The 20,248-nt window shown below is 55.5% G+C and carries 16 protein-coding genes; 8 read left to right on the forward strand and 8 right to left on the reverse strand.

What is annotated here, in order from left to right; genetic code table 11:
- Positions 1-7: 7 nt before the first annotated feature.
- Positions 8-436 carry a PTS fructose transporter subunit IIA gene (locus tag WFM46_RS02675; protein ID WP_180209040.1) on the reverse strand — a complete coding sequence of 143 codons (429 nt, stop codon included), beginning with the start codon at positions 434-436 and terminating at the stop codon, positions 8-10.
- Between the two features lie 2 nt (positions 437-438).
- Positions 439-2,178, reverse strand: coding sequence for a class I mannose-6-phosphate isomerase (locus tag WFM46_RS02680; protein WP_336997023.1), 1,740 nt, complete (start codon positions 2,176-2,178; stop codon positions 439-441).
- Positions 2,179-2,361: 183 nt separating this feature from the next.
- Between WFM46_RS02680 and WFM46_RS02685 the strand changes: the two genes are divergently transcribed.
- The 5 genes from WFM46_RS02685 to WFM46_RS02705 all read left to right on the forward strand — a co-directional run bounded on the left by WFM46_RS02685 (position 2,362) and on the right by WFM46_RS02705 (position 9,593).
- Positions 2,362-3,369: a LacI family DNA-binding transcriptional regulator gene (locus WFM46_RS02685; protein ID WP_103178225.1), complete on the forward strand. Its 1,008-nt coding sequence runs from the start codon at positions 2,362-2,364 to the stop codon at positions 3,367-3,369.
- A gap of 133 nt (positions 3,370-3,502) precedes the next feature.
- Complete coding sequence (gene dapB / locus WFM46_RS02690; protein WP_336997024.1) at positions 3,503-4,324, forward strand: 4-hydroxy-tetrahydrodipicolinate reductase; 822 nt, start codon at positions 3,503-3,505, stop codon at positions 4,322-4,324.
- 455 nt (positions 4,325-4,779) lie between these two features.
- Positions 4,780-5,928, forward strand: a complete 1,149-nt coding sequence (gene carA, locus WFM46_RS02695; RefSeq protein WP_103178227.1) for a glutamine-hydrolyzing carbamoyl-phosphate synthase small subunit — start codon at positions 4,780-4,782, stop codon at positions 5,926-5,928.
- Between the two features lie 18 nt (positions 5,929-5,946).
- On the forward strand, positions 5,947-9,171 hold the full coding sequence (gene carB / locus WFM46_RS02700; RefSeq protein ID WP_336997025.1) for a carbamoyl-phosphate synthase large subunit: 3,225 nt from the start codon (positions 5,947-5,949) through the stop codon (positions 9,169-9,171).
- 188 nt (positions 9,172-9,359) lie between these two features.
- The gene (locus tag WFM46_RS02705) at positions 9,360-9,593 is read left to right on the forward strand and encodes a YgdI/YgdR family lipoprotein (protein WP_103178229.1); all 234 of its coding nucleotides are present in this window, start codon (positions 9,360-9,362) and stop codon (positions 9,591-9,593) included.
- A gap of 51 nt (positions 9,594-9,644) precedes the next feature.
- On the opposite strand, the gene WFM46_RS02710 is transcribed toward WFM46_RS02705, so the two are convergent.
- Positions 9,645-12,476, reverse strand: coding sequence for an autotransporter family protein (locus WFM46_RS02710; RefSeq protein ID WP_442913439.1), 2,832 nt, complete (start codon positions 12,474-12,476; stop codon positions 9,645-9,647).
- Positions 12,477-12,856: 380 nt separating this feature from the next.
- On the opposite strand from WFM46_RS02710, the gene kefF reads away from it, so the two are divergent.
- From kefF to folA, 3 genes are all read left to right on the forward strand, one after another.
- Complete coding sequence (kefF, locus tag WFM46_RS02715) at positions 12,857-13,387, forward strand: glutathione-regulated potassium-efflux system oxidoreductase KefF (RefSeq protein ID WP_103178231.1); 531 nt, start codon at positions 12,857-12,859, stop codon at positions 13,385-13,387.
- A complete protein-coding gene (kefC, locus tag WFM46_RS02720) occupies positions 13,380-15,245 on the forward strand; it encodes a glutathione-regulated potassium-efflux system protein KefC (protein WP_103178232.1) in 1,866 nt (621 codons plus the stop codon). The genes kefF and kefC overlap by 8 nt, the downstream gene beginning before the upstream one ends.
- Positions 15,246-15,359: 114 nt before the next feature.
- Positions 15,360-15,839 (forward strand): type 3 dihydrofolate reductase, encoded by a 480-nt coding sequence (folA, locus tag WFM46_RS02725; RefSeq protein ID WP_103178233.1) that lies wholly within the window; start codon positions 15,360-15,362, stop codon positions 15,837-15,839.
- 44 nt (positions 15,840-15,883) lie between these two features.
- Here folA and apaH read toward each other — a convergent pair whose 3' ends face one another.
- From apaH to surA, 5 genes are read right to left on the reverse strand one after another with little or no spacing between them, the layout of a single operon-like run.
- Entirely contained in the window at positions 15,884-16,732 is an 849-nt protein-coding gene (gene apaH, locus WFM46_RS02730) for a bis(5'-nucleosyl)-tetraphosphatase (symmetrical) ApaH (RefSeq protein ID WP_180209037.1), read from the reverse strand.
- Positions 16,733-16,734: 2 nt separating this feature from the next.
- Entirely contained in the window at positions 16,735-17,112 is a 378-nt protein-coding gene (gene apaG, locus WFM46_RS02735; RefSeq protein WP_103178235.1) for a Co2+/Mg2+ efflux protein ApaG, read from the reverse strand.
- Positions 17,113-17,115: 3 nt separating this feature from the next.
- On the reverse strand, positions 17,116-17,937 hold the full coding sequence (gene rsmA, locus WFM46_RS02740; RefSeq protein WP_103178236.1) for a 16S rRNA (adenine(1518)-N(6)/adenine(1519)-N(6))-dimethyltransferase RsmA: 822 nt from the start codon (positions 17,935-17,937) through the stop codon (positions 17,116-17,118).
- A complete protein-coding gene (gene pdxA / locus WFM46_RS02745) occupies positions 17,934-18,920 on the reverse strand; it encodes a 4-hydroxythreonine-4-phosphate dehydrogenase PdxA (RefSeq protein WP_103178237.1) in 987 nt (328 codons plus the stop codon). The genes rsmA and pdxA overlap by 4 nt, the downstream gene beginning before the upstream one ends.
- Positions 18,920-20,206, reverse strand: a complete 1,287-nt coding sequence (gene surA / locus WFM46_RS02750) for a peptidylprolyl isomerase SurA (protein ID WP_103178238.1) — start codon at positions 20,204-20,206, stop codon at positions 18,920-18,922. The genes pdxA and surA overlap by 1 nt, the downstream gene beginning before the upstream one ends.
- Between the last annotated feature and the right edge of the window lie 42 nt (positions 20,207-20,248).

The following is a 20,248-nucleotide window of genomic DNA, read 5'->3' on the forward strand; positions in this document are numbered from 1 at the left end:
TCTCTCCTTAAAAATCGTCTGTCTGTTCGGTCACCACGGGCCTGGCCTGGATGAGCGTGGGGAAAGTCAGTTCAAGAAGCTGTGCGGCGGCGTGTTGCACATCGTCCAGCTCAGCGACCTCATCGGTTTGCAGCAGCATCGGGAAATTCACCCCCGCTACCACGGCGATGGGCGGCTGGGTTAAGGGGTTAAACGCGGCTTCGCAGGCCACGTTCCAGGGCGTGCCGCTCTGCATATCGCACAGCACCAAAATGCCGCTGGCCCCCTCGCTGGCCTGTGCCAGAGCGGTAGTGAAATCATGGCGAAATCCTTCAATGCCTCTCTCTCCGGTGAGGCATACGGCGCGTAGATTTGGCAGTTCGCCATAGACCATCTCCCCGCTTTCCAGCAGCGCGGCGGCCAGGGGGCCGTGTGTGGCAACGATAAACTGAATCATGCTTACCCCCTTACCCAGGCTTTAACGGTGGCCAGCTGCTGGCCGATGCCTTTACCCCAGGGAGAGATGCGGTATTCGCCCACGGCAGCAGGGACGATAAAGGTTTCGGCGTAATGCACCACGAAGGGTTCAAAGGCGTTGTCAGGACTGTCCACTCGCGCTTCTGCCCCCTCCACCAGGTTCAGCACGTTTACGCCGCCTTCCGTGTTGTGCAGGACTGGTTCGCTGAACCAGTGACGGCGGGTTTCAATAAATTCGCGTTCGTGCAGGCCGGTGCGCTCTTCGCGCCAGCCCTTTCCTTCGCTGACAGGCTCAAACTGGTTCATGAGATGCTTCTGTACCCAGCGGGTGTCACGCTGCCAGTCAATGACCTGCTCGCCATGCTCGAGGTGAACAGGGCGGGGCAGACCGTCCATGCCGAGACGGCCCCAGTCCCAGAGTTTGAAGGTGAAAATGTAAGGCGTGGCGCTGATCTCCAGCACCATCGTGCCGGAACCTGAGCAGTGAACCGTGCCGGCGGGGATCAGGAAGTGATCGTGTTTATGCGCCGGGATCTTGTTCACAAAGCGGGCGTCATCGAAGGCTTTTTCACCCTGAGCGGCGCGTTTGAGATCGTCCATCATTGCCTGTGGGTGGGTGCCGCTCACGGTGCCCAGGTAAACCACCGCGCCGGGCTCCGCCTCCAGAATGTAGTAACTCTCATCCTGGGTGTAGTGCATACCGAACTGCTGCTGGATGTACTCCGTTACCGGGTGCACCTGAAAGCTCAGGTTCTGCCCGCCGATGGTATCGAGAAAGTCGAAGCGGATTGGGAATTCCGCGCCAAACCGGGCGTGAACCTTTTCCCCCAGCAGCGATCGGGGCTGAAGCAGAACCAGGTTCTGGGAGGGGATCTCGATCCGCACCGCGCCAAAACGCAGTAACAGGCTGTTTTCCTCGGGCACGCAATCAAAACACCACGCGTAGTTGGGCGCGGCGGGATCGAGATCGAACTGTTGTTTCATCCACTGGCCGCCCCAGATGCCGGGATCGAAGAAGGGCACCACGCGGAAAGGACGCCGGGTGGTGTGCGCCAGGCCCGCGCGCAGGGCGTCTCCGCAGACCATCGCCGGTGCGTTAGCGAGGGTGGTATCCAGCAGGAAATCAGCGCGTTTAAGCAGCGGTGTTTTGTGGCGATCGAACACCCGCCACTCAATAAAGAAGGCGCGCTTATAACGGCGGAGCATATCTTCAGTCTGGTTTTCGACACCCCAGTTGCCCAGCTCGCCTTTGCGCATACGCTGCTGAATTTCCCAGCGCGGCAGATCGGCGTAGACCAGCACGTCGCCCGGATGGACCAGGGCAGCGCCGGAGCCATAAATCACCACCAGCCCCTCTTCACAAGCGGTGACCTGCTCTTGCAGAGCCTTTAGCCTCTCCCTGTCCATAAATTCCACTAGCTGGTGGCATGAAAGCACGCCAAAAACGCGGTCATCGGTGAGGTTACGCGCCAGCATCGCATGCAGCGCATCCTCATCGCGGCGGGCCCGTTCGGCATTAATCGTCAGCGCCGGACGGAGCGATGAGAACAACATCTGCTCCAGTTCGTCGAGACGTACGCCGGGATAGCAGTCGATAACCAGCACGGTGCGTTTCGGGCGCTGTTGCTGTGCAAGCGTACGTCCAATCGCCTCCCAGCCCTGCCAGGCGCGGTGGTCGAAGCCGCTTATGTTGACTTCAGGGTGTTTATCGTAGGTGGTCATAGTCTCTCTCCTTCAATATTGATTAGGTTATTCGATTAACCGACTTTGAAAAGAGTGGTTAACGCGATTAACCCGGCATTCCGCGGCATTTACGGGTAATCTGCGGCGGTTCTGTGAAGGAGGTCACAGGGAAAAATGCAAAAATTAGGTTATTCGATTAATCTAAAGAAAAAAGGAGTCACCATGACGGGAATAACGCTGGCGGACGTGGCAAAACGGGCAGGCGTATCAACTGCAACGGTATCAATGGTGCTGTGCAACAAGGGGCGGATCTCCCAGGCCACGCGGGAGAAAGTACTCAGGGCGCTGGACGAGACGGGCTACGTCTATAACCAGACGGCGGCTAATCTGCGCAACCGGCGAAGTAACCAGGTCGGGCTGCTGCTTCACGATATTACCAACCCCTTCTACGGCGAAATGACGGCGGGGCTGAGCCACGAGATGGAGCGCCACGACCTGCTGCTGTTCCTGGCCAACAGCGAAGAGTCTTCATCGCGCCAGCAGAAGTTTGTTGATTCACTGATGCGCAACAACGTCTGCGGCATGGTGCTGTGTGCCGCGCGCGAAACGCCGCAGGCCTTTTTTGATGGCCTGAAGCGCCGCACTATTCCGGCGATTATGGTGGTGCGCCCGCTGAACGATCCAGATTTTGATTTCGTTGGCACTGATAACTTCCTCGGCACCCAGTTAGCCACGGAGCATCTGTTGCGGATGGGCCATCGCCATATCGCTTTTATCGGAGGAAGCGCGCGCTCCGGCTCGCGGGCGCAGCGCCTCGGGGGATTTACCAGCAAGCTGCTGGAGTATGGCGTAACGCCGAATCCGGAGTGGATCGTCACCGCCCAGGCCAGCCAAAGTGACGGGGCGCGCGTTGCGCTGGCTCTGCTGTCGCGCCATCCGCAGATCACAGCGGCTATCTGTTACCAGGACATCGTGGCGCTGGGCGTTATGCAGAGTTTACGCAAGCTGGGGCGCGAGCCGGGCAGTGATTTTGCGCTGGTCGGGTTCGATGACATTACCGAAGCGGGACTGGTTCAGCCTGCGTTAACCACGGTCTCCGTGGCCGCCAAAGAGATCGGTCGTAAGGCGGGCGAGCTGCTCTTTAGCCGCATTCAAGGGAATGACGAGCCGCCAAAGCGGATCATCCTGCCCCCTACGCTGGTGGTGCGTGAATCGTGCGGTTTTCGCTGACGCCTATGTTTTTTACTGATATCTGACCCGTTTTATCATTAAATTCTAATTATCGGCGTTTTCAGATGGCGGCAATCTTGCTGGCTGGTTACTCTGGAAACGATTTACATCATTTTAACGTAAGAGAATAACTATGCATGATGCACAGGTCCGTGTCGCAATTGCGGGCGCGGGTGGCCGTATGGGCCGTCAGTTAATTCAGGCTACGCTGCAGATGGACGGCGTTGCGCTTGGCGCCGCGCTGGAGCGCGAAGGCTCTTCTTTATTAGGCGCGGATGCCGGTGAGCTGGCAGGCGTGGCTAAGACGGGCGTTACCGTGCAGAGCAGCCTTGATGCAGTAAAAGATGACTTTGACGTGTTTATCGATTTTACGCGCCCGGAAGGCACGCTGCATCACCTGGCGTTTTGCCGCCAGCACGGCAAGGGCATGGTGATCGGCACCACCGGTTTTGACGATGCGGGCAAACAGGCGATTCAGGATGCGGCGAAAGTCATCCCTGTCGTATTTGCGGCCAACTTCAGCGTGGGCGTGAACGTGATGCTCAAGCTGCTGGAGAAAGCGGCGAAGGTGATGGGCGACTATACCGATATCGAGATCGTTGAAGCGCACCATCGCTACAAAGTGGATGCACCGTCAGGTACGGCCCTGGCGATGGGCGAGGCGATTGCCCAGGCGATGGATAAGGATCTGAAAACGTGTGCCGTCTACACCCGTGAAGGTCATACCGGCGAACGCGTTCCGGGCACCATTGGTTTTGCCACGGTGCGTGCCGGTGACATTGTAGGCGAACATACCGCGATGTTTGCCGATATTGGTGAGCGCGTTGAAATCACCCATAAGGCTTCCAGTCGTATGACTTTTGCAAATGGGGCTGTACGTTCTGCTATTTGGTTGAAAGGCAAAAAAGATGGTCTTTTTGACATGCGAGATGTGCTTGATCTTAAAAACTTGTAATCATAGTTACCCTTCGTGATGTGGTTATTGCAGTCGTAATTAATTGATTGCAAAGGGCAATATTTTATTGCCCTTTAATTTTGAAGTCTTTGGCATAATTTTTATATTAACTTCCCATAAATCTTCTTTTTCACCTCTATTTTTGTTTCAAAATTGTGAATTTTGACCAAATGGTCCACTTTTTTGGACCGCAACGGCAGTTCTAACAATAAAATGGGTTAGCAAGCGTTTTCCCAGGTGATTTAGTTGATCTTTTTGCCCGTTAATAACTGTCTTTCCCACCAATGGCATAAAAATGACAGACAAAACCCACTTTTTGAGTTGACTTTCCCCTGCTTAATCTCCAGAATGCCGCCGTTTGCCGAAAATCCACTGGCAGCAGATTTGCATTGATTTGAACCCTGGTTATGAATTAATATGCAAATAAAGTGAGTGAATATTCTCTGGAGGGTGTTTTGATTAAGTCAGCGCTATTGGTTCTGGAAGACGGAACCCAGTTTATCGGTCGGGCCATTGGGGCAACAGGTTCGGCGGTTGGGGAAGTCGTTTTCAATACTTCAATGACCGGTTATCAAGAAATCCTCACTGATCCTTCCTATTCCCGCCAAATCGTCACTTTAACTTATCCCCATATTGGTAATGTCGGCTCTAACGCCGCTGATGAAGAGTCCTCCCAGGTCCACGCACAAGGTCTGATCATTCGTGACCTGCCGCTGATTGCCAGTAACTACCGCAGTACTGAAGACCTCTCTTCCTACCTGAAACGCCATAACATCGTGGCGATTGCCGATATCGATACCCGTAAGCTGACGCGTCTGCTGCGTGAAAAAGGTGCCCAGAATGGCTGCATCATCGCTGGCGACAACCTGGACGCGGCTCTGGCGCAGGAAAAAGCCAAAGCCTTCCCGGGTCTGAACGGTATGGATCTGGCAAAAGAAGTGACCACCGCTGAGTCCTACAGCTGGACGCAGGGTAGCTGGACGCTGGCTGGCGAACTGCCGGAAGCGAAAAAAGAGGAAGAGCTGCCGTTCCACGTGGTGGCCTACGACTACGGCGCCAAGCGCAACATCCTGCGTATGCTGGTGGATCGCGGCTGCCGCCTGACCGTTGTGCCGGCCAAAACCCCGGCAGACGAAGTACTGAAGATGAACCCGGACGGGATCTTCCTTTCTAACGGCCCGGGTGACCCGGCACCGTGCGATTACGCTATCGACGCGATTAAAACTTTCCTTGAAACCGACATTCCGGTATTCGGCATCTGCCTCGGCCATCAGCTGCTGGCGCTGGCGAGCGGTGCGAAAACCGTGAAGATGAAGTTCGGTCACCACGGTGGCAACCACCCGGTGAAAGATATCGACAACAACACGGTAATGATTACCGCACAGAACCACGGTTTTGCTGTCGATGAAGCCTCCATGCCTGCCAACCTGCGCGTCACGCACAAGTCGCTGTTCGATGGCACCCTGCAGGGCATTCATCGTACCGACAAACCGGCGTTCAGCTTCCAGGGACACCCGGAGGCAAGCCCAGGCCCGCACGATGCCGCGCCGCTGTTCGATCACTTCATCGAACTTATCGAGCAATACCGTAAGACCGCTAAATAATCAGGAGCCGAGAAGACCATGCCAAAACGTACAGACATAAAAAGCATCCTGATCCTTGGCGCTGGCCCGATCGTTATCGGCCAGGCCTGTGAATTTGACTACTCTGGCGCCCAGGCGTGTAAAGCCCTGCGTGAAGAGGGTTACCGCGTTATTCTGGTGAACTCCAACCCGGCCACCATCATGACCGACCCGGAAATGGCCGATGCGACCTACATCGAGCCGATTCACTGGGAAGTGGTACGCAAAATCATCGAAAAAGAGCGTCCGGATGCCGTACTGCCAACCATGGGCGGCCAGACGGCGCTGAACTGTGCGCTGGAGCTGGAGCGTCAGGGCGTGCTGGAAGAGTTCGGCGTGACCATGATTGGTGCCACCGCCGACGCGATTGATAAAGCGGAAGACCGCCGTCGCTTCGACGTGGCAATGAAAAAAATCGGCCTCGACACCGCGCGTTCCGGTATTGCACACAATATGGAAGAGGCGCTGGCGGTTGCCGCTGACGTGGGTTATCCGTGCATCATCCGTCCTTCCTTCACCATGGGCGGCACCGGCGGCGGTATCGCTTACAACCGTGAAGAGTTCGAAGAGATTTGTGCCCGCGGTCTGGATCTTTCTCCAACCAACGAGCTGCTGATTGATGAATCGCTGATCGGCTGGAAAGAGTATGAGATGGAAGTGGTGCGTGATAAAAACGACAACTGCATCATCGTCTGCTCTATTGAAAACTTCGACGCCATGGGCATCCACACCGGTGACTCCATCACCGTGGCACCCGCCCAGACCCTGACCGACAAAGAGTACCAAATCATGCGTAACGCCTCGATGGCGGTACTGCGTGAGATTGGCGTCGAAACCGGCGGCTCTAACGTGCAGTTCTCGGTTAACCCGAAGAACGGTCGTCTGATTGTTATCGAGATGAACCCGCGTGTATCCCGCTCCTCTGCGCTGGCATCGAAAGCCACCGGCTTCCCGATTGCCAAAGTGGCGGCGAAACTGGCGGTGGGTTATACCCTCGACGAGCTGATGAACGACATCACCGGTGGGCGTACTCCGGCCTCGTTCGAGCCGTCTATCGACTACGTTGTGACCAAAATTCCTCGCTTCAACTTCGAGAAATTTGCCGGTGCGAACGACCGTCTGACCACCCAGATGAAATCTGTCGGCGAAGTGATGGCCATTGGCCGCACCCAGCAGGAGTCCCTGCAGAAAGCGCTGCGCGGTCTGGAAGTGGGCGCCACCGGTTTCGACCCGAAAGTAAGCCTGGATGATCCGGAAGCCCTGACCAAAATCCGTCGTGAGCTGAAAGACGCGGGCGCCGAGCGTATCTGGTATATCGCCGACGCCTTCCGTGCGGGCATGTCCGTCGATGGCGTCTTCAACCTGACCAACATTGACCGCTGGTTCCTGGTGCAGATTGAAGAGCTGGTGCGTCTGGAAGAGAAGGTGGCAGAGCTGGGCATCAACGGCCTCGACGCTGACTTCCTGCGCATGCTCAAGCGTAAAGGCTTTGCCGACGCGCGTCTGGCTAAACTGGCGGGCGTACGCGAAGCGGAGATCCGCAAGCTGCGTGACCAGTACGACCTGCACCCGGTCTACAAGCGCGTGGATACCTGTGCGGCAGAGTTTGCTACCGACACCGCCTACATGTACTCCACCTATGAAGACGAGTGCGAAGCGAACCCGTCCGTTGACCGCGACAAAATCATGGTGCTGGGCGGCGGTCCAAACCGTATCGGCCAGGGCATCGAGTTCGACTACTGCTGCGTACATGCCTCCCTGGCGCTGCGCGAAGACGGTTACGAGACCATTATGGTCAACTGTAACCCGGAAACCGTCTCGACTGACTACGACCCCTCCGACCGCCTCTACTTCGAGCCGGTAACGCTGGAAGATGTGCTGGAAATCGTGCGTATCGAGAAGCCAAAAGGGGTTATCGTGCAGTACGGCGGCCAGACTCCGCTGAAGCTGGCCCGCGCGCTCGAAGCGGCAGGTGTACCGGTTATCGGTACCAGCCCGGACGCGATTGACCGTGCGGAAGACCGCGAACGTTTCCAGCACGCCGTTGACCGTCTGAAGCTGAAACAGCCGGCTAACGCCACCGTCACCACCATTGAGCAGGCGGTTGAAAAGGCCAAAGAGATCACCTACCCGCTGGTGGTGCGCCCCTCCTACGTGCTGGGTGGCCGCGCAATGGAGATCGTCTACGACGAAGCCGACCTGCGCCGTTACTTCCAGACGGCGGTCAGCGTCTCTAACGATGCGCCAGTCCTGCTGGACCGCTTCCTGGACGATGCGGTAGAAGTGGATGTGGATGCTATCTGCGACGGCGAAAGAGTGCTGATTGGCGGCATCATGGAGCACATCGAGCAGGCGGGCGTGCACTCCGGCGACTCCGCATGTTCTCTGCCAGCCTATACGCTGAGCAAAGAGATTCAGGACGTGATGCGCGAGCAGGTGCAGAAACTGGCCTTCGAGCTGCAGGTACGCGGTCTGATGAACGTGCAGTTTGCGGTGAAAGACAATGAAGTCTACCTGATTGAAGTGAACCCACGTGCGGCACGTACCGTCCCGTTCGTCTCCAAAGCCACCGGTATCCCGCTGGCGAAAGTGGCGGCGCGCGTGATGGCTGGCCAGACGCTGGCGCAGCAGGGCGTAACTAAAGAGATTATCCCGCCGTACTACTCGGTGAAAGAGGTGGTGCTGCCGTTCAACAAGTTCCCGGGCGTTGACCCGCTGTTAGGGCCAGAGATGCGCTCAACCGGTGAAGTCATGGGCGTGGGCCGTACCTTCGCGGAAGCGTTCGCCAAGGCGCAGTTGGGCAGTAACTCCACCATGAAGAAACAGGGCCGTGCGCTGCTCTCCGTGCGAGAAGGCGACAAAGAGCGCGTGGTGGACCTGGCGGCGAAGCTGCTGAAGTATGGCTTTGAGCTGGATGCGACCCACGGCACCGCGATTGTGCTGGGTGAAGCGGGTATCAACCCGCGTCTGGTGAACAAGGTGCATGAAGGTCGTCCGCACATTCAGGACCGTATCAAGAATGGCGAATATACCTACATCATCAACACCACCGAAGGGCGCCAGGCGATTGAAGACTCCAAGCTGATTCGCCGCAGCGCGCTGCAGTACAAAGTGCACTATGACACTACCCTGAACGGCGGTTTTGCGACAGCGATGGCGCTGAACGCGGATGCCACCGAGAAGGTGATTTCTGTGCAGGAGATGCACGCGCAGATTAGCAAGTAACAAGCCTGTTATCGTAGGCCCGGTAAGCAAAAGCGACGCCGGGCAAATGGCGGGTGGCGCTTCGCTTACCCGCCCTACGATGGCTGCCTCCCTCTTCAGAACCTTCTGCTTTCTCATCTCCCATCAGTCAGTTAGCCTAAAATTATCAGGTCGATAATTAAATCCAACTGAAAAGCAGGGAGAACACCATGCGTAAGAATCTTTTGCTGACTTCAATTTTTACTGCCGCAGCACTATTTACCGTTGCAGGTTGTTCGTCTAACCAGGCGGTGAAAACTACTGACGGTAAAACCATCGTCACCGACGGAAAACCGCAGGTAGATGACGATACTGGAATGATGTCTATTGATAATGCCGAAACCGGTCAGACGGAACAGATTAACCGCGATCAGGTGAAATCCATGGGTGAACTGGATAACTGATAAAAAAATGCAGTGGCCTGCGCCACTGCATAGGTTGTTGCGGTAACAGGATTACCAGCGGTGATTTAACAGGATATGACCGCCATAGGCGTCGTAGCTGTTTTCGCCCCATTCGCCGCTGGCGCGCAGCGAGATCAGGGTGGTCTCGTTCAGCTTGCCCGTTACGCCCAGCTCCAGCTGTGCGCGGTCGTCCGGGGTATCGTTGCTGAAGGTTTCGCCGTTGAAAGCGATGTCGTTCTGTCCTGCCCCTTTCAGCCAGTTAACTGCCACATAAGGCTGCCACGCCTGAACATCTTTCTGGTCAAAGTAGCTGGATTTCACCCCTACGCGGCCAAGTACGCTGTCGTTATCAAGGGTAGAGATCCGTACGCCGTCGGCATCCTTATGATTTTCCTGGTCCAGGTAGCTGTAAATCGCCTGAATTTGCGGCTCGATTTTCCAGGTTCTCTCGTTCTCAGAGGCCACCACCCAGGCATGGCCCATTTCGAGCGACGCGGCGAAACCGTTGCTGTCATAGGATTCGCTGCTGCGCTTGTCCCCGTTAACCGTATTGTGATACCAGCTAAACGCGGTCCAGGTGTCGATATAGCTGCCTGTGCGTAATGCCGGATCTTCCTGCCAGGTAGCGTACAGCCCGACGTTCACACCATCGACTTTACCCTGCGCGCTACGGGTGTTGTAGCGTGCTGTAGCGTCGGTTTTCGCCTGACCTGCACCGAACATCATCCCGGCGTGCAGCACTCCCTGATCCATCTGCTTGCTGATAAAATCACTACCGACCTGCATAACGAACTGGGTCGTGTCGTAGTTTACTTTGCCGCCAGCGATATCGTTATCGTGATAACGGCCTTTGACATACATCCAGGTATTCAGATCCTCGCCATTGCGCAGGGTCAGCTGATCGCGATCGTCACGTTTATGCAGGAACATATCCTGAGCGGCAAGATAGTTGCCCAGGTAGGCTCCCACTTCTGGCGCCATGACTTCCGGCGCAACAGGCTCGTCCGGCGCATCTGGATCAACCGGCGTATCTGGAACAACAGGTGTATCTGGAACGACCGGCACGTCTGGAGTAACCGGTGTGTCTGGGGTGACCGGTTCGTCAGGGGTAGAAGCTCTGGATTCAAGATACCAGTTGCCGTTGCTCTTCTTATTCAGGGTATATTCCCAGGCACCCACTACCGCAGGTCTGGACAAGGTAAAGGCGGCACCTGAGTCGCCACCAACGCTGACAACTTCGATCCCGTTTATAGTCTGTGCCCCAAGGCCGCCAATATTGGTGAGGCTGATATTTGATTGGCCCGCGCTGCTGCCCGTTATCGTCAGATGATCGGTGCGGGAGCTATCATCGCCCAAGGTGGTGTTCATGACGATTTGGCTGCCGCTGGCGCCGCTATAGTCGCCATTAATGGTGAAATTGTTGCCAACCTGATCGTTCAGGCCGCTAATTTGCAGCGTACCGCTGTTATTAACGTCACCATTAATGGTATCGACATTATCGGATCCAGAGAGGCTATTACCGGACACGGCACTCCAGGCAGCCAGGGTGCCGCCATTCAGGATTGCAATATTATTATTGACGATGCCTGCGCTGGCGAAGGTAGCACCCTCTTCAATCGTTACCGTCGCGGTATTGCCCTGGCTGCCAAGCGTAGCGCCTTCAGCCACCAGTGTGGTGCCCTTACGCAGTCGCGTATCCCCGCTATAGCTGTTGTTACCTGTGAGCGTCAGGGTATGGGCATCTGTCTTCGCCACACTGCCCGTGCCGGTGATATCTGTTGCGAAGGTAAAATCTGCGGCCTGGTTAAATTCCAGCGTACCATTGTTGGTCAGCGTGCCGCTCAGAGTACAAGTTTTTTCTCCGTTACCCAGCTGCAGAATGGCGTCATTGGCGATAAGGGTGTTGCCGCTATTTTTCACATCGCCTGCAAACGTCAGTTTGCCGGCGTCGACTTTAATCGAATCTCCAGCGCCGATGATATCTATATTGCCGGTCAGATCCCATGCGCTACCTGACATCGTCAGGGATGCAAAGCCATCGCCACGATTAACACCAGCAAAGTTGCTGTCTTCGCTACCGCTGCCTTTCAGTACGAGCGTATTCCCCGTTGAACCTGTTGAAAATACATCACCATCGAGTTGTGAGCCGGTATCCAGCGTCAGGCTATTATTTTTATTGCTGCCAAAATAGACGGCACTTTCTGCCCCCTTAAGCAGACCGGTATTTGTGATGACCGCTTTTGCGTTTTCGCTGACGATAATGCCATTTTCCGTACCTTCAATAGTGCCGGTATTGGTCAGAAAACTATTGCCAGCTCCCCATAGCTTAAGGCCGTCGCCCTGGTTGCCTTTGAAAGTGCCTTCGTTGGTAAAGGAGATCGTCACGCCCGAGGAGAGCGCCGTATCGCCCTCAACGAGACCACTATTGTTGATAATGATGGTCGACGCTTCATCGCTAATTAAAATGCCATTTTGTTTGCCGATGATACTGCCGGCGTTATCAATAGTGCCACCCATTACGTTGACGGTGATCCCATTGGCAGTGGAGGACTTTATGCTGGCACCGGCCTTATTGTCTAATTTAGCGCCCTGTTTCATTGATTTAATGGTGATACCATCGCCATTAGCGGCGATTGTGCCGTTATTCTCAATATTGGCTATTGAATCTCCATCCACCGTGACCGCAGAGCCGGCATCCGCCGTAGCAATAGTGACACCAGGGGCAATGATATATTGATCGTCTGTAGAAAAGGATTGTGCTTGGGTGGTGGAATCGGTGATGGTTGCTGCGGAGGACATTAGAGGAGCGAATATAAGTAAGGCCGGGAATATTCTGCTCATGGATTTTGTTATTTTGTTTAATTCAGGGTTTTTTCTTTTCATTGCCACATCCATTTGTGTTTAAAAAATGAATGCGTATCTTAATAAGATGGCTTATTAATGTAAATCATTGATTTTTAAGGTTTATATATTTTATAAAATTAAAATTATTGATTTTGAAACCAACGTTGTATATCAATTTATTTTAACTTGTGAATTAATAAAAGATTAAAAGTTCTGAATATTTTATTTTAAGCAAGAAAATGATCTTTATTCTCAATATAATTGTTTTGAGTTATTTATTGGTTCTGGGTATATCTTTTACTTAGGATGTTTGGCAATCCTTGCTGTTAAGTCTGTTCGCGGGACTGACCCCTTCAAACGCCTCGCTTTCCTGACTACACTGACAGTCACAACAAGAAAGCCGTTTACCCAGGTTAATCATGATACTCATTATCTACGCCCATCCTTATCCGCACCATTCGCATGCGAATAAGCGAATGCTCGATCAGGTAAAGACGCTGGAGGGTGTAGAAATCCGCTCGCTCTATCAGCTCTATCCTGACTTTAATATTGATATCGCCGCAGAGCAGGAGGCGATTTCCAGAGCCGATCTCATCGTCTGGCAGCACCCGATGCAGTGGTACAGCACGCCTCCGTTGCTGAAACTGTGGATCGATAAAGTCTTCTCGCACGGCTGGGCGTACGGTCATAACGGCAGAGCGCTCAAGGGTAAAAGCCTGCTGTGGGCGGTGACCACCGGTGGCGGCGAAAGCCATTTCGATATCGGTTCCTTCCCCGGCTTTGAGGTGCTGGCGCAGCCGCTGCAGGCGACCGCGCTCTACTGCGGGCTCAACTGGCTCCCGCCATTTGCTATGCACTGCACCTTCGTTTGCGACGACGAAACCCTTCAGGCGCAGGCGCGCCACTACAAACAACGTTTACTCGACTGGCAGGAGGCGCATCATGGATAGCCATACGCTGATTCAGGCGCTGATCTATTTGGGTGCCGCGGCGCTGATTGTGCCGGTTGCGGTTCGTCTGGGGCTGGGGTCGGTGCTGGGCTATCTGATTGCCGGCTGCGTCATTGGTCCGTGGGGTTTCCGGCTGGTCACTGATGCCGAGTCGATTCTGCACTTTGCGGAAATTGGCGTGGTGCTGATGCTGTTTGTGATTGGTCTGGAGCTGGATCCGCGTCGCCTGTGGAAACTGCGCGCCTCGGTATTTGGCGGCGGGGCATTGCAGATGCTGGCCTGCGGTCTGCTGCTGGGCGGATTCTGCATCCTGCTGGGCATGGACTGGAAAGTGGCGGAGCTGATCGGTATGACGCTGGCGCTCTCATCCACGGCGATCGCCATGCAGGCCATGAATGAACGTAACCTGACGGTTTCGCAGATGGGTCGCAGCGCCTTCTCAGTGCTGCTTTTTCAGGACATCGCCGCCATTCCGCTGGTGGCGATGATCCCGCTGCTGGCCGCTTCCGGGGCGTCAACTACCCTGGGCGCCTTTGCCCTTTCGGCCCTGAAAGTTGTCGGGGCGCTGGCGCTGGTGGTCCTGCTCGGGCGGTATGTCAGCCGGCCGTTGCTGCGTTTTGTCGCCCGCTCCGGCCTGCGCGAAGTCTTCAGCGCCGTGGCCTTATTCCTGGTATTCGGCTTTGGTCTGATGCTGGAAGAGGCCGGGCTCTCTATGGCGATGGGGGCGTTTCTGGCAGGCGTTCTGCTGGCGAGCTCCGAGTACCGCCACGCTCTGGAAAGCGATATCGAGCCCTTTAAGGGGCTGCTGCTGGGGCTGTTCTTTATTGGCGTGGGGATGTCGGTTGATTTCGGGACGTTAGTCACCCATCCGCTGCGCATCGCGATCCTGCTGGTGGGCTTCCTGGCCATTAAAATGCTCATGCTCTGGCTGGTGGCTCGCCCGCTGAAGGTTCCCGCGAAACAGCGGCGCTGGTTTGCGGTGCTGCTGGGGCAGGGGAGTGAGTTTGCCTTTGTGGTGTTTGGCGCGGCAAACATGGCTAACGTGCTCGATCCCGAATGGGCGAAGGCGCTGACGCTGGCGGTGGCGCTATCAATGGCGGTAACCCCGCTGTTGCTGGTGGTGCTGACCCGTCTCGACGCTGCCAACAGTGGTCAACAGCACGAGGCTGATGAAATTGATGAAGAGCAACCGCGGGTCATCATCGCCGGGTTTGGTCGCTTCGGTCAGATTGCGGGCCGTTTGCTGCTCTCCAGTGGGGTAAAAATGGTCATCCTCGATCACGATCCCGATCATATTGAAACCTTGCGTAAGTTTGATATGAAGGTCTTTTATGGCGATGCCACCCGCGTGGACCTGCTGGAATCCGCCGGGGCGCACAAGGCCGAAGTGTTGATCAACGCGATAGACGATCCGAAGAACAGCCTGCAGCTGGTTGAGCTGGCGAAGACGCACTTCCCGCATCTGAAAATCATCTCCCGCGCGCGCGATATCGATCACTACATCAAACTGCGTCAGACAGGTGTCGATGCCCCGGAGCGTGAAACCTTTGAAGGGGCGCTCAAATCCGGACGGCTGGCGCTGGAGAGCCTTGGCCTCGGGGCATATGAAGCCCGGGAGCGGGCCGATCTGTTCCGTCGCTTTAATATTGAGATGCTGGAGGAGATGGCGGAAATGGCGGAGAACGATGCCAAATCCCGCGCAGCAGTGGTTAAACGCACCAGCGCCATGCTGACCGAGATCATCAATGAGGATCGTAATCACCTCTCACTGACCCAGCGTCATGGCTGGCAGGGAACGGAAGAGGGTAAGCATACCGGCGATCCGCACGATGAGCCGGAGAGCAAACCTGTAGCGTGAAGAGGGGTTGCCAGCAAATATAAAAAATTTCCTGTTCTTTACTCTGCCGCCAGTCGACGAAAGATTAAGCTTTCCGTATAGTGGCGGCAATTTTTTGCATCCGGGAAATAATCAATGATCAGTCTGATTGCGGCGCTTGCGGTAGATCGCGTGATTGGTATGGAAAACGCCATGCCGTGGAATCTGCCTGCCGATCTCGCGTGGTTTAAACGTACAACGTTGAACAAGCCGGTAGTAATGGGTCGCCTGACCTGGGAGTCAATCGGGCGCCCGTTGCCGGGCCGTAAAAACATCGTAATAAGCAGCCAACCCGGCACGGACGATCGTGTTGAGTGGGTTAAATCCATCGACGAAGCCATTGCTGCCTGCGGCGATGCTGAAGAGATCATGGTGATTGGCGGGGGGCGTATCTATGAGCAATTCCTGCCGAAAGCGCAGAAATTATATCTGACCCACATTGATGCTGAAGTGGAAGGGGATACCCATTTTCCGGACTACGATCCTGACGAGTGGGAATCGGTGTTCAGCGAATTCCACGACGCGGATGCGCAAAACTCGCATAGCTACTGCTTCGAGATCCTTGAACGCCGCTAATGTGGTTACTGCACCTTTCCCGCCGGGAGAGGTGCAGCGCTCTTCTACGACGCTACGGCTTCATTTTCATCCAAATCCAGATGCCGGTTCGAAGGCTGCATAAACCAGGCTTTATCTTCCCAGCGCAGACAGGTGAGTTCTCCCCCCCAGCAGCAACCCGTATCCAGCCCATAAATGCCTTCAGGCGTGCCTTTCCCTTCCAGCGATGCCCAGTGGCCGAAGACGACACTGTACTGCTCCGTTACCGGGCCAGGGATTGCAAACCACGGCTTGAGCGGCGTCGGCGCGTTTTCCGGCACATCCTTGCAGTACATATCCAGCTGACCATTCGGGAAGCAGTAACGCATGCGGGTGAAGGCGTTCGTGATAAAACGCAGGCGCGCAACGCCGCTGAGCTCCATGCTCCAGTTGTTGGGCATGTCGCCATACATCGCATCGAGGAAGAACGGGTAAGAGTCGCTGGCGAGCACCGCTTCGACGTCCCGGGCACACTCTTTGGCGGTTTGCAGATCCCACTGTGGGGTAATGCCCGCGTGCGCCATCACCAGTTTTTTCTCTTCGTCGATCTGCAGCAGCGGCTGGCGACGTAGCCAGTTAATCAGCTCATCGGCGTCGGGCGCTTCCAGCAACGGCGTGATCCTGTCTTTCGGTTTATTGCGGCTGATCCCGGCGTAGACCGCCAGCAGATGCAGGTCGTGGTTGCCGAGGACGATCCGCACGCTGTCGCCCAGCGATTTGACATAGCGCAGGACTTCCAGCGAGCCAGGGCCACGGGCAACGAGATCGCCCGTGAGCCACAGCGTGTCTGTACCTGGGGTAAAATCCACCTGCTTTAGCAAGGCGATCAGTTCATCGTAGCAACCGTGAACGTCGCCAATGAGATATGTAGACATGTTTAGTGAATGAGTGTTGGTACAGCCAGACGGAAAACAGGAATGGCAACGCGGAATGCATTGCCCTCGGTATCGACCATTTCATAATGGCCCTGCATGGTTCCCAGCGGCGTCTCGATTACTGCACCGCTGGTATACTGATACTCTTCGCCGGGCGCAATGTGCGGCTGTTCACCCACCACACCTTCGCCCTGCACTTCAATTTCACGGCCATTGCCGTTAGTGATAAGCCAGTAACGCCCCAGCAGCTGGACAGGGGTTCGCCCGAGATTGCGAATGGTCACGGTGTAAGCAAAAACAAAACGTTCTTCATCCGGTGTGGATTGAGACTCGATGTAAAGGCTTTGCACCTGAACACATACGCGGGGCGAATTAATCATGGCTTAGCTCTCCTTCGGCGGCGCATTTTCGCTGATGTAGTTAGCCAGCTTGCAGTACTGCTCTACGGAAATGTTTTCCGCGCGCATCGCCGGGTCGATACCCAACTGAGCTAACACGTCAACAGTAAACAGATTGCCAAGGCTGTTACGAATCGTTTTACGACGCTGGTTAAAGGCTTCGGTGGTGATGCGGCTCAGCACGCGCAGATCCTTCACCGGATACGGCTTCGTTTTATGCGGCACCAGGCGCACAACCGCTGAGTCAACTTTTGGCGGCGGCGTAAATGCCGATGGCGGTACTTCGAGTACCGGGATCACGTTACAGTAGTACTGTGCCATCACGCTTAAACGACCATACGCTTTACTGTTCGGCCCTGCAACCAGTCGATTAACGACCTCTTTTTGCAACATGAAGTGCATGTCAGCAATGGCATCAGTATAGCTAAACAGGTGGAACATCAGCGGCGTGGAGATGTTATACGGCAGGTTGCCGAATACGCGCAGCGGCTGGCCCATTTTCTCCGACAGTTCGCCGAAGTTCATGGTCATGGCATCCTGCTGATAAATGGTCAGTTTCGGCCCGAGGAACGGGTGCGTCTGCAGGCGCGCTGCCAGATCGCGATCCAGTTCGATGACGGTAAGCTCATCCAGACGCTCGCCAACCGGCTCGGTCAGTGCAGCCAGACCCGGCCCGATCTCGACCATCGCCTGGCCTTTCTGTGGATTGATAGCCGAAACAATACTTTCGATCACGAACTGATCGTTGAGGAAGTTTTGCCCGAAACGTTTACGGGCTAAATGGCCCTGGTGGACGCGATTATTCATTGAGTATTAACAATCATTTTGATGGCGAGATTAAGCGCCGTAATAAAACTGCCGACATCTGCTTTTCCCTGGCCTGCTAAATCGAGCGCAGTACCATGGTCAACAGAAGTACGAATAAAGGGTAAACCGAGGGTAATATTAACCCCGCGGCCAAATCCCTGGTATTTTAGCACGGGAAGGCCCTGATCGTGGTACATCGCCAGCACGGCGTCTGCATGATCCAGGTATTTCGGTTGAAACAGGGTATCGGCAGGCAGCGGCCCGCTGAGATTCATGCCTTTCGCACGCATCTCTTCCAGCACCGGAATGATGGTGTCGATCTCTTCCATACCCATATGCCCACCTTCACCCGCATGTGGGTTCAGGCCGCATACCAGCACGTGCGGATCGGCAATACCGAATTTTGTGCGTAAATCGTGGTGCAGGATGGTAATGACGTCGCGCAGCAGATCCGGCGTAATGGCGTCGGAAATGGCTTTGATGGGCAGGTGCGTCGTCGCCAGAGCGACCCGCAGCTCCTCGGTTGCCAGCATCATCACCACTTTTGCGCTGTGCGACCGCTCTTCAAAAAACTCGGTATGACCGGTAAAGGCCACGCCGGCATCGTTGATCACCCCTTTATGGACCGGGCCGGTGATCAGCGCGGCAAATTCCCCGCTCAGACAGCCATCGCAGGCGCGCGCCAGCGTCTCCACCACATAATGACCATTTTCAGTGCTCAACTGGCCGGGGATAACCGGCGTGCGTAGCGGGACAGGTAGCAGCGTTAAGGTGCCTGCTTGCTGGGGAAGGGGAGCGTTTTCTGCCTGATACGGCAGAAGCGTGAGCGGGAGATTAAGCTGTTTCGCTCGCGCTTCGAGCACGCTGGCATCGGCGCAGATCACCAGTTCGACCGGCCAGCTGCGCTGGGCAAGCTGGACGACCAGGTCGGGACCAATCCCGGCGGGTTCGCCGGGAGTGATAACAACACGATGTTGTTTCATTAGTTGCTCAGGACTTTGACGTAGGCGCTGGCGCGTTGTTCCTGCATCCAGGTCGCTGCTTCTTCAGAGAACTTACGGTTGAACAGCATACGGTACGCACGATCTTTTTGCGCCGCATCGGTTTTATCCACATTGCGGGTATCCAGCAGCTCGATGAGGTGCCAGCCGAAGGTGGAGTGAACCGGTTCGCTCATCTGACCTTTGTTCATTCTCATCAGCGCATCGCGGAAGGCCGGATCGTAAATATCCGCAGCCGCCCAGCCCAGATCGCCGCCCTGATTCGCGGAACCTGGATCCTGAGAGAACTCTTTCGCGGCGTTGGCGAAGGAGGTTTTACCGCTGCGAATATCGGCGGCAATTTGCTCCAGCTTGGTACGCGCCTGCGTATCAGACATGATCGGCGAGGTTTTCAGCAGAATGTGGCGGGCGTGCACTTCCGTCACGGAGATGCTCTGGCTCTGGCCGCGCAGATCGTTCACTTTCAGAATATGGAAGCCCACGCCGGAACGGATTGGACCCACGATGTCGCCTTTCTTCGCCGTGCTCAGCGCCTGGGCAAAAATAGAAGGCAGCTCCTGAATACGACCCCAGCCCATCTGGCCGCCTTTCAGCGCCTGCTGGTCAGCGGAATAGGTGATCGCCAGTTTGCCGAAATCACCGCCATTACGCGCCTGATCGACGATGGAACGTGCCTGGCTTTCCGCCTCGGCCACCTGGTCAGAAGATGGGTTTTCTGCCAGAGGGATCAGGATGTGGCTCAGGTTCAGTTCGGTGCTGGCATCGTTCTGGTTGCCCACCTGTTTCGCCAGGGCATCCACTTCCTGCGGCAGGATGGTAACGCGGCGACGCACTTCGTTATTGCGCACTTCTGAAATCAGCATCTCTTTGCGGATCTGATTACGGTAGGTCGAATAGCTGATGCCGTCATAGGCCAGACGGCTGCGCATCTGGTCCGGGGACATATTGTTCTGCTTCGCAATGTTGGCGATAGCCTGATCGAGCTGCTCATCAGAGATCTTCACACCCATCTTCTGACCCATCTGCAGAACGATTTGATCCATGATCAAACGTTCAAGGATCTGATGACGCAGCGTGGAATCGTCCGGAAGTTGCTGACCTGCCTGACCCGCGTTGAGCTTCACAGACTGCATTAAACCATCAACGTCGCTCTCAAGTACCACACCGTTGTTCACAACGGCAGCGACTTTGTCGACAACCTGTGGGGCCGCGAAGCTGGTATTCGCGACCATAGCGATACCGAGCAGCAGCGTTTTCCAGTTCTTCATACTTTTTCCATATCAATTAACCGCAAAGCGGATTACGTGTTA

It is taken from the genome of Leclercia sp. M50 (assembly GCF_037150775.1).
Classification (GTDB): Bacteria; Pseudomonadota; Gammaproteobacteria; order Enterobacterales; family Enterobacteriaceae; genus Enterobacter.

Coding starts and splice junctions, on each gene's coding strand:
- WFM46_RS02675 (WP_180209040.1), bottom strand. CDS start 436: ATGATTCAGTTTATCGTTGCCACACACGGCCCCCTGGCCGCCGCGCTG.
- WFM46_RS02680 (WP_336997023.1), bottom strand. CDS start 2,178: ATGACCACCTACGATAAACACCCTGAAGTCAACATAAGCGGCTTCGAC.
- WFM46_RS02685 (WP_103178225.1), top strand. CDS start 2,362: ATGACGGGAATAACGCTGGCGGACGTGGCAAAACGGGCAGGCGTATCA.
- dapB (WP_336997024.1), top strand. CDS start 3,503: ATGCATGATGCACAGGTCCGTGTCGCAATTGCGGGCGCGGGTGGCCGT.
- carB (WP_336997025.1), top strand. CDS start 5,947: ATGCCAAAACGTACAGACATAAAAAGCATCCTGATCCTTGGCGCTGGC.
- WFM46_RS02705 (WP_103178229.1), top strand. CDS start 9,360: ATGCGTAAGAATCTTTTGCTGACTTCAATTTTTACTGCCGCAGCACTA.
- WFM46_RS02710 (WP_442913439.1), bottom strand. CDS start 12,476: ATGAAAAGAAAAAACCCTGAATTAAACAAAATAACAAAATCCATGAGC.
- kefF (WP_103178231.1), top strand. CDS start 12,857: ATGATACTCATTATCTACGCCCATCCTTATCCGCACCATTCGCATGCG.
- kefC (WP_103178232.1), top strand. CDS start 13,380: ATGGATAGCCATACGCTGATTCAGGCGCTGATCTATTTGGGTGCCGCG.
- folA (WP_103178233.1), top strand. CDS start 15,360: ATGATCAGTCTGATTGCGGCGCTTGCGGTAGATCGCGTGATTGGTATG.
- apaH (WP_180209037.1), bottom strand. CDS start 16,732: ATGTCTACATATCTCATTGGCGACGTTCACGGTTGCTACGATGAACTG.
- apaG (WP_103178235.1), bottom strand. CDS start 17,112: ATGATTAATTCGCCCCGCGTATGTGTTCAGGTGCAAAGCCTTTACATC.
- rsmA (WP_103178236.1), bottom strand. CDS start 17,937: ATGAATAATCGCGTCCACCAGGGCCATTTAGCCCGTAAACGTTTCGGG.
- pdxA (WP_103178237.1), bottom strand. CDS start 18,920: ATGAAACAACATCGTGTTGTTATCACTCCCGGCGAACCCGCCGGGATT.
- surA (WP_103178238.1), bottom strand. CDS start 20,206: ATGAAGAACTGGAAAACGCTGCTGCTCGGTATCGCTATGGTCGCGAAT.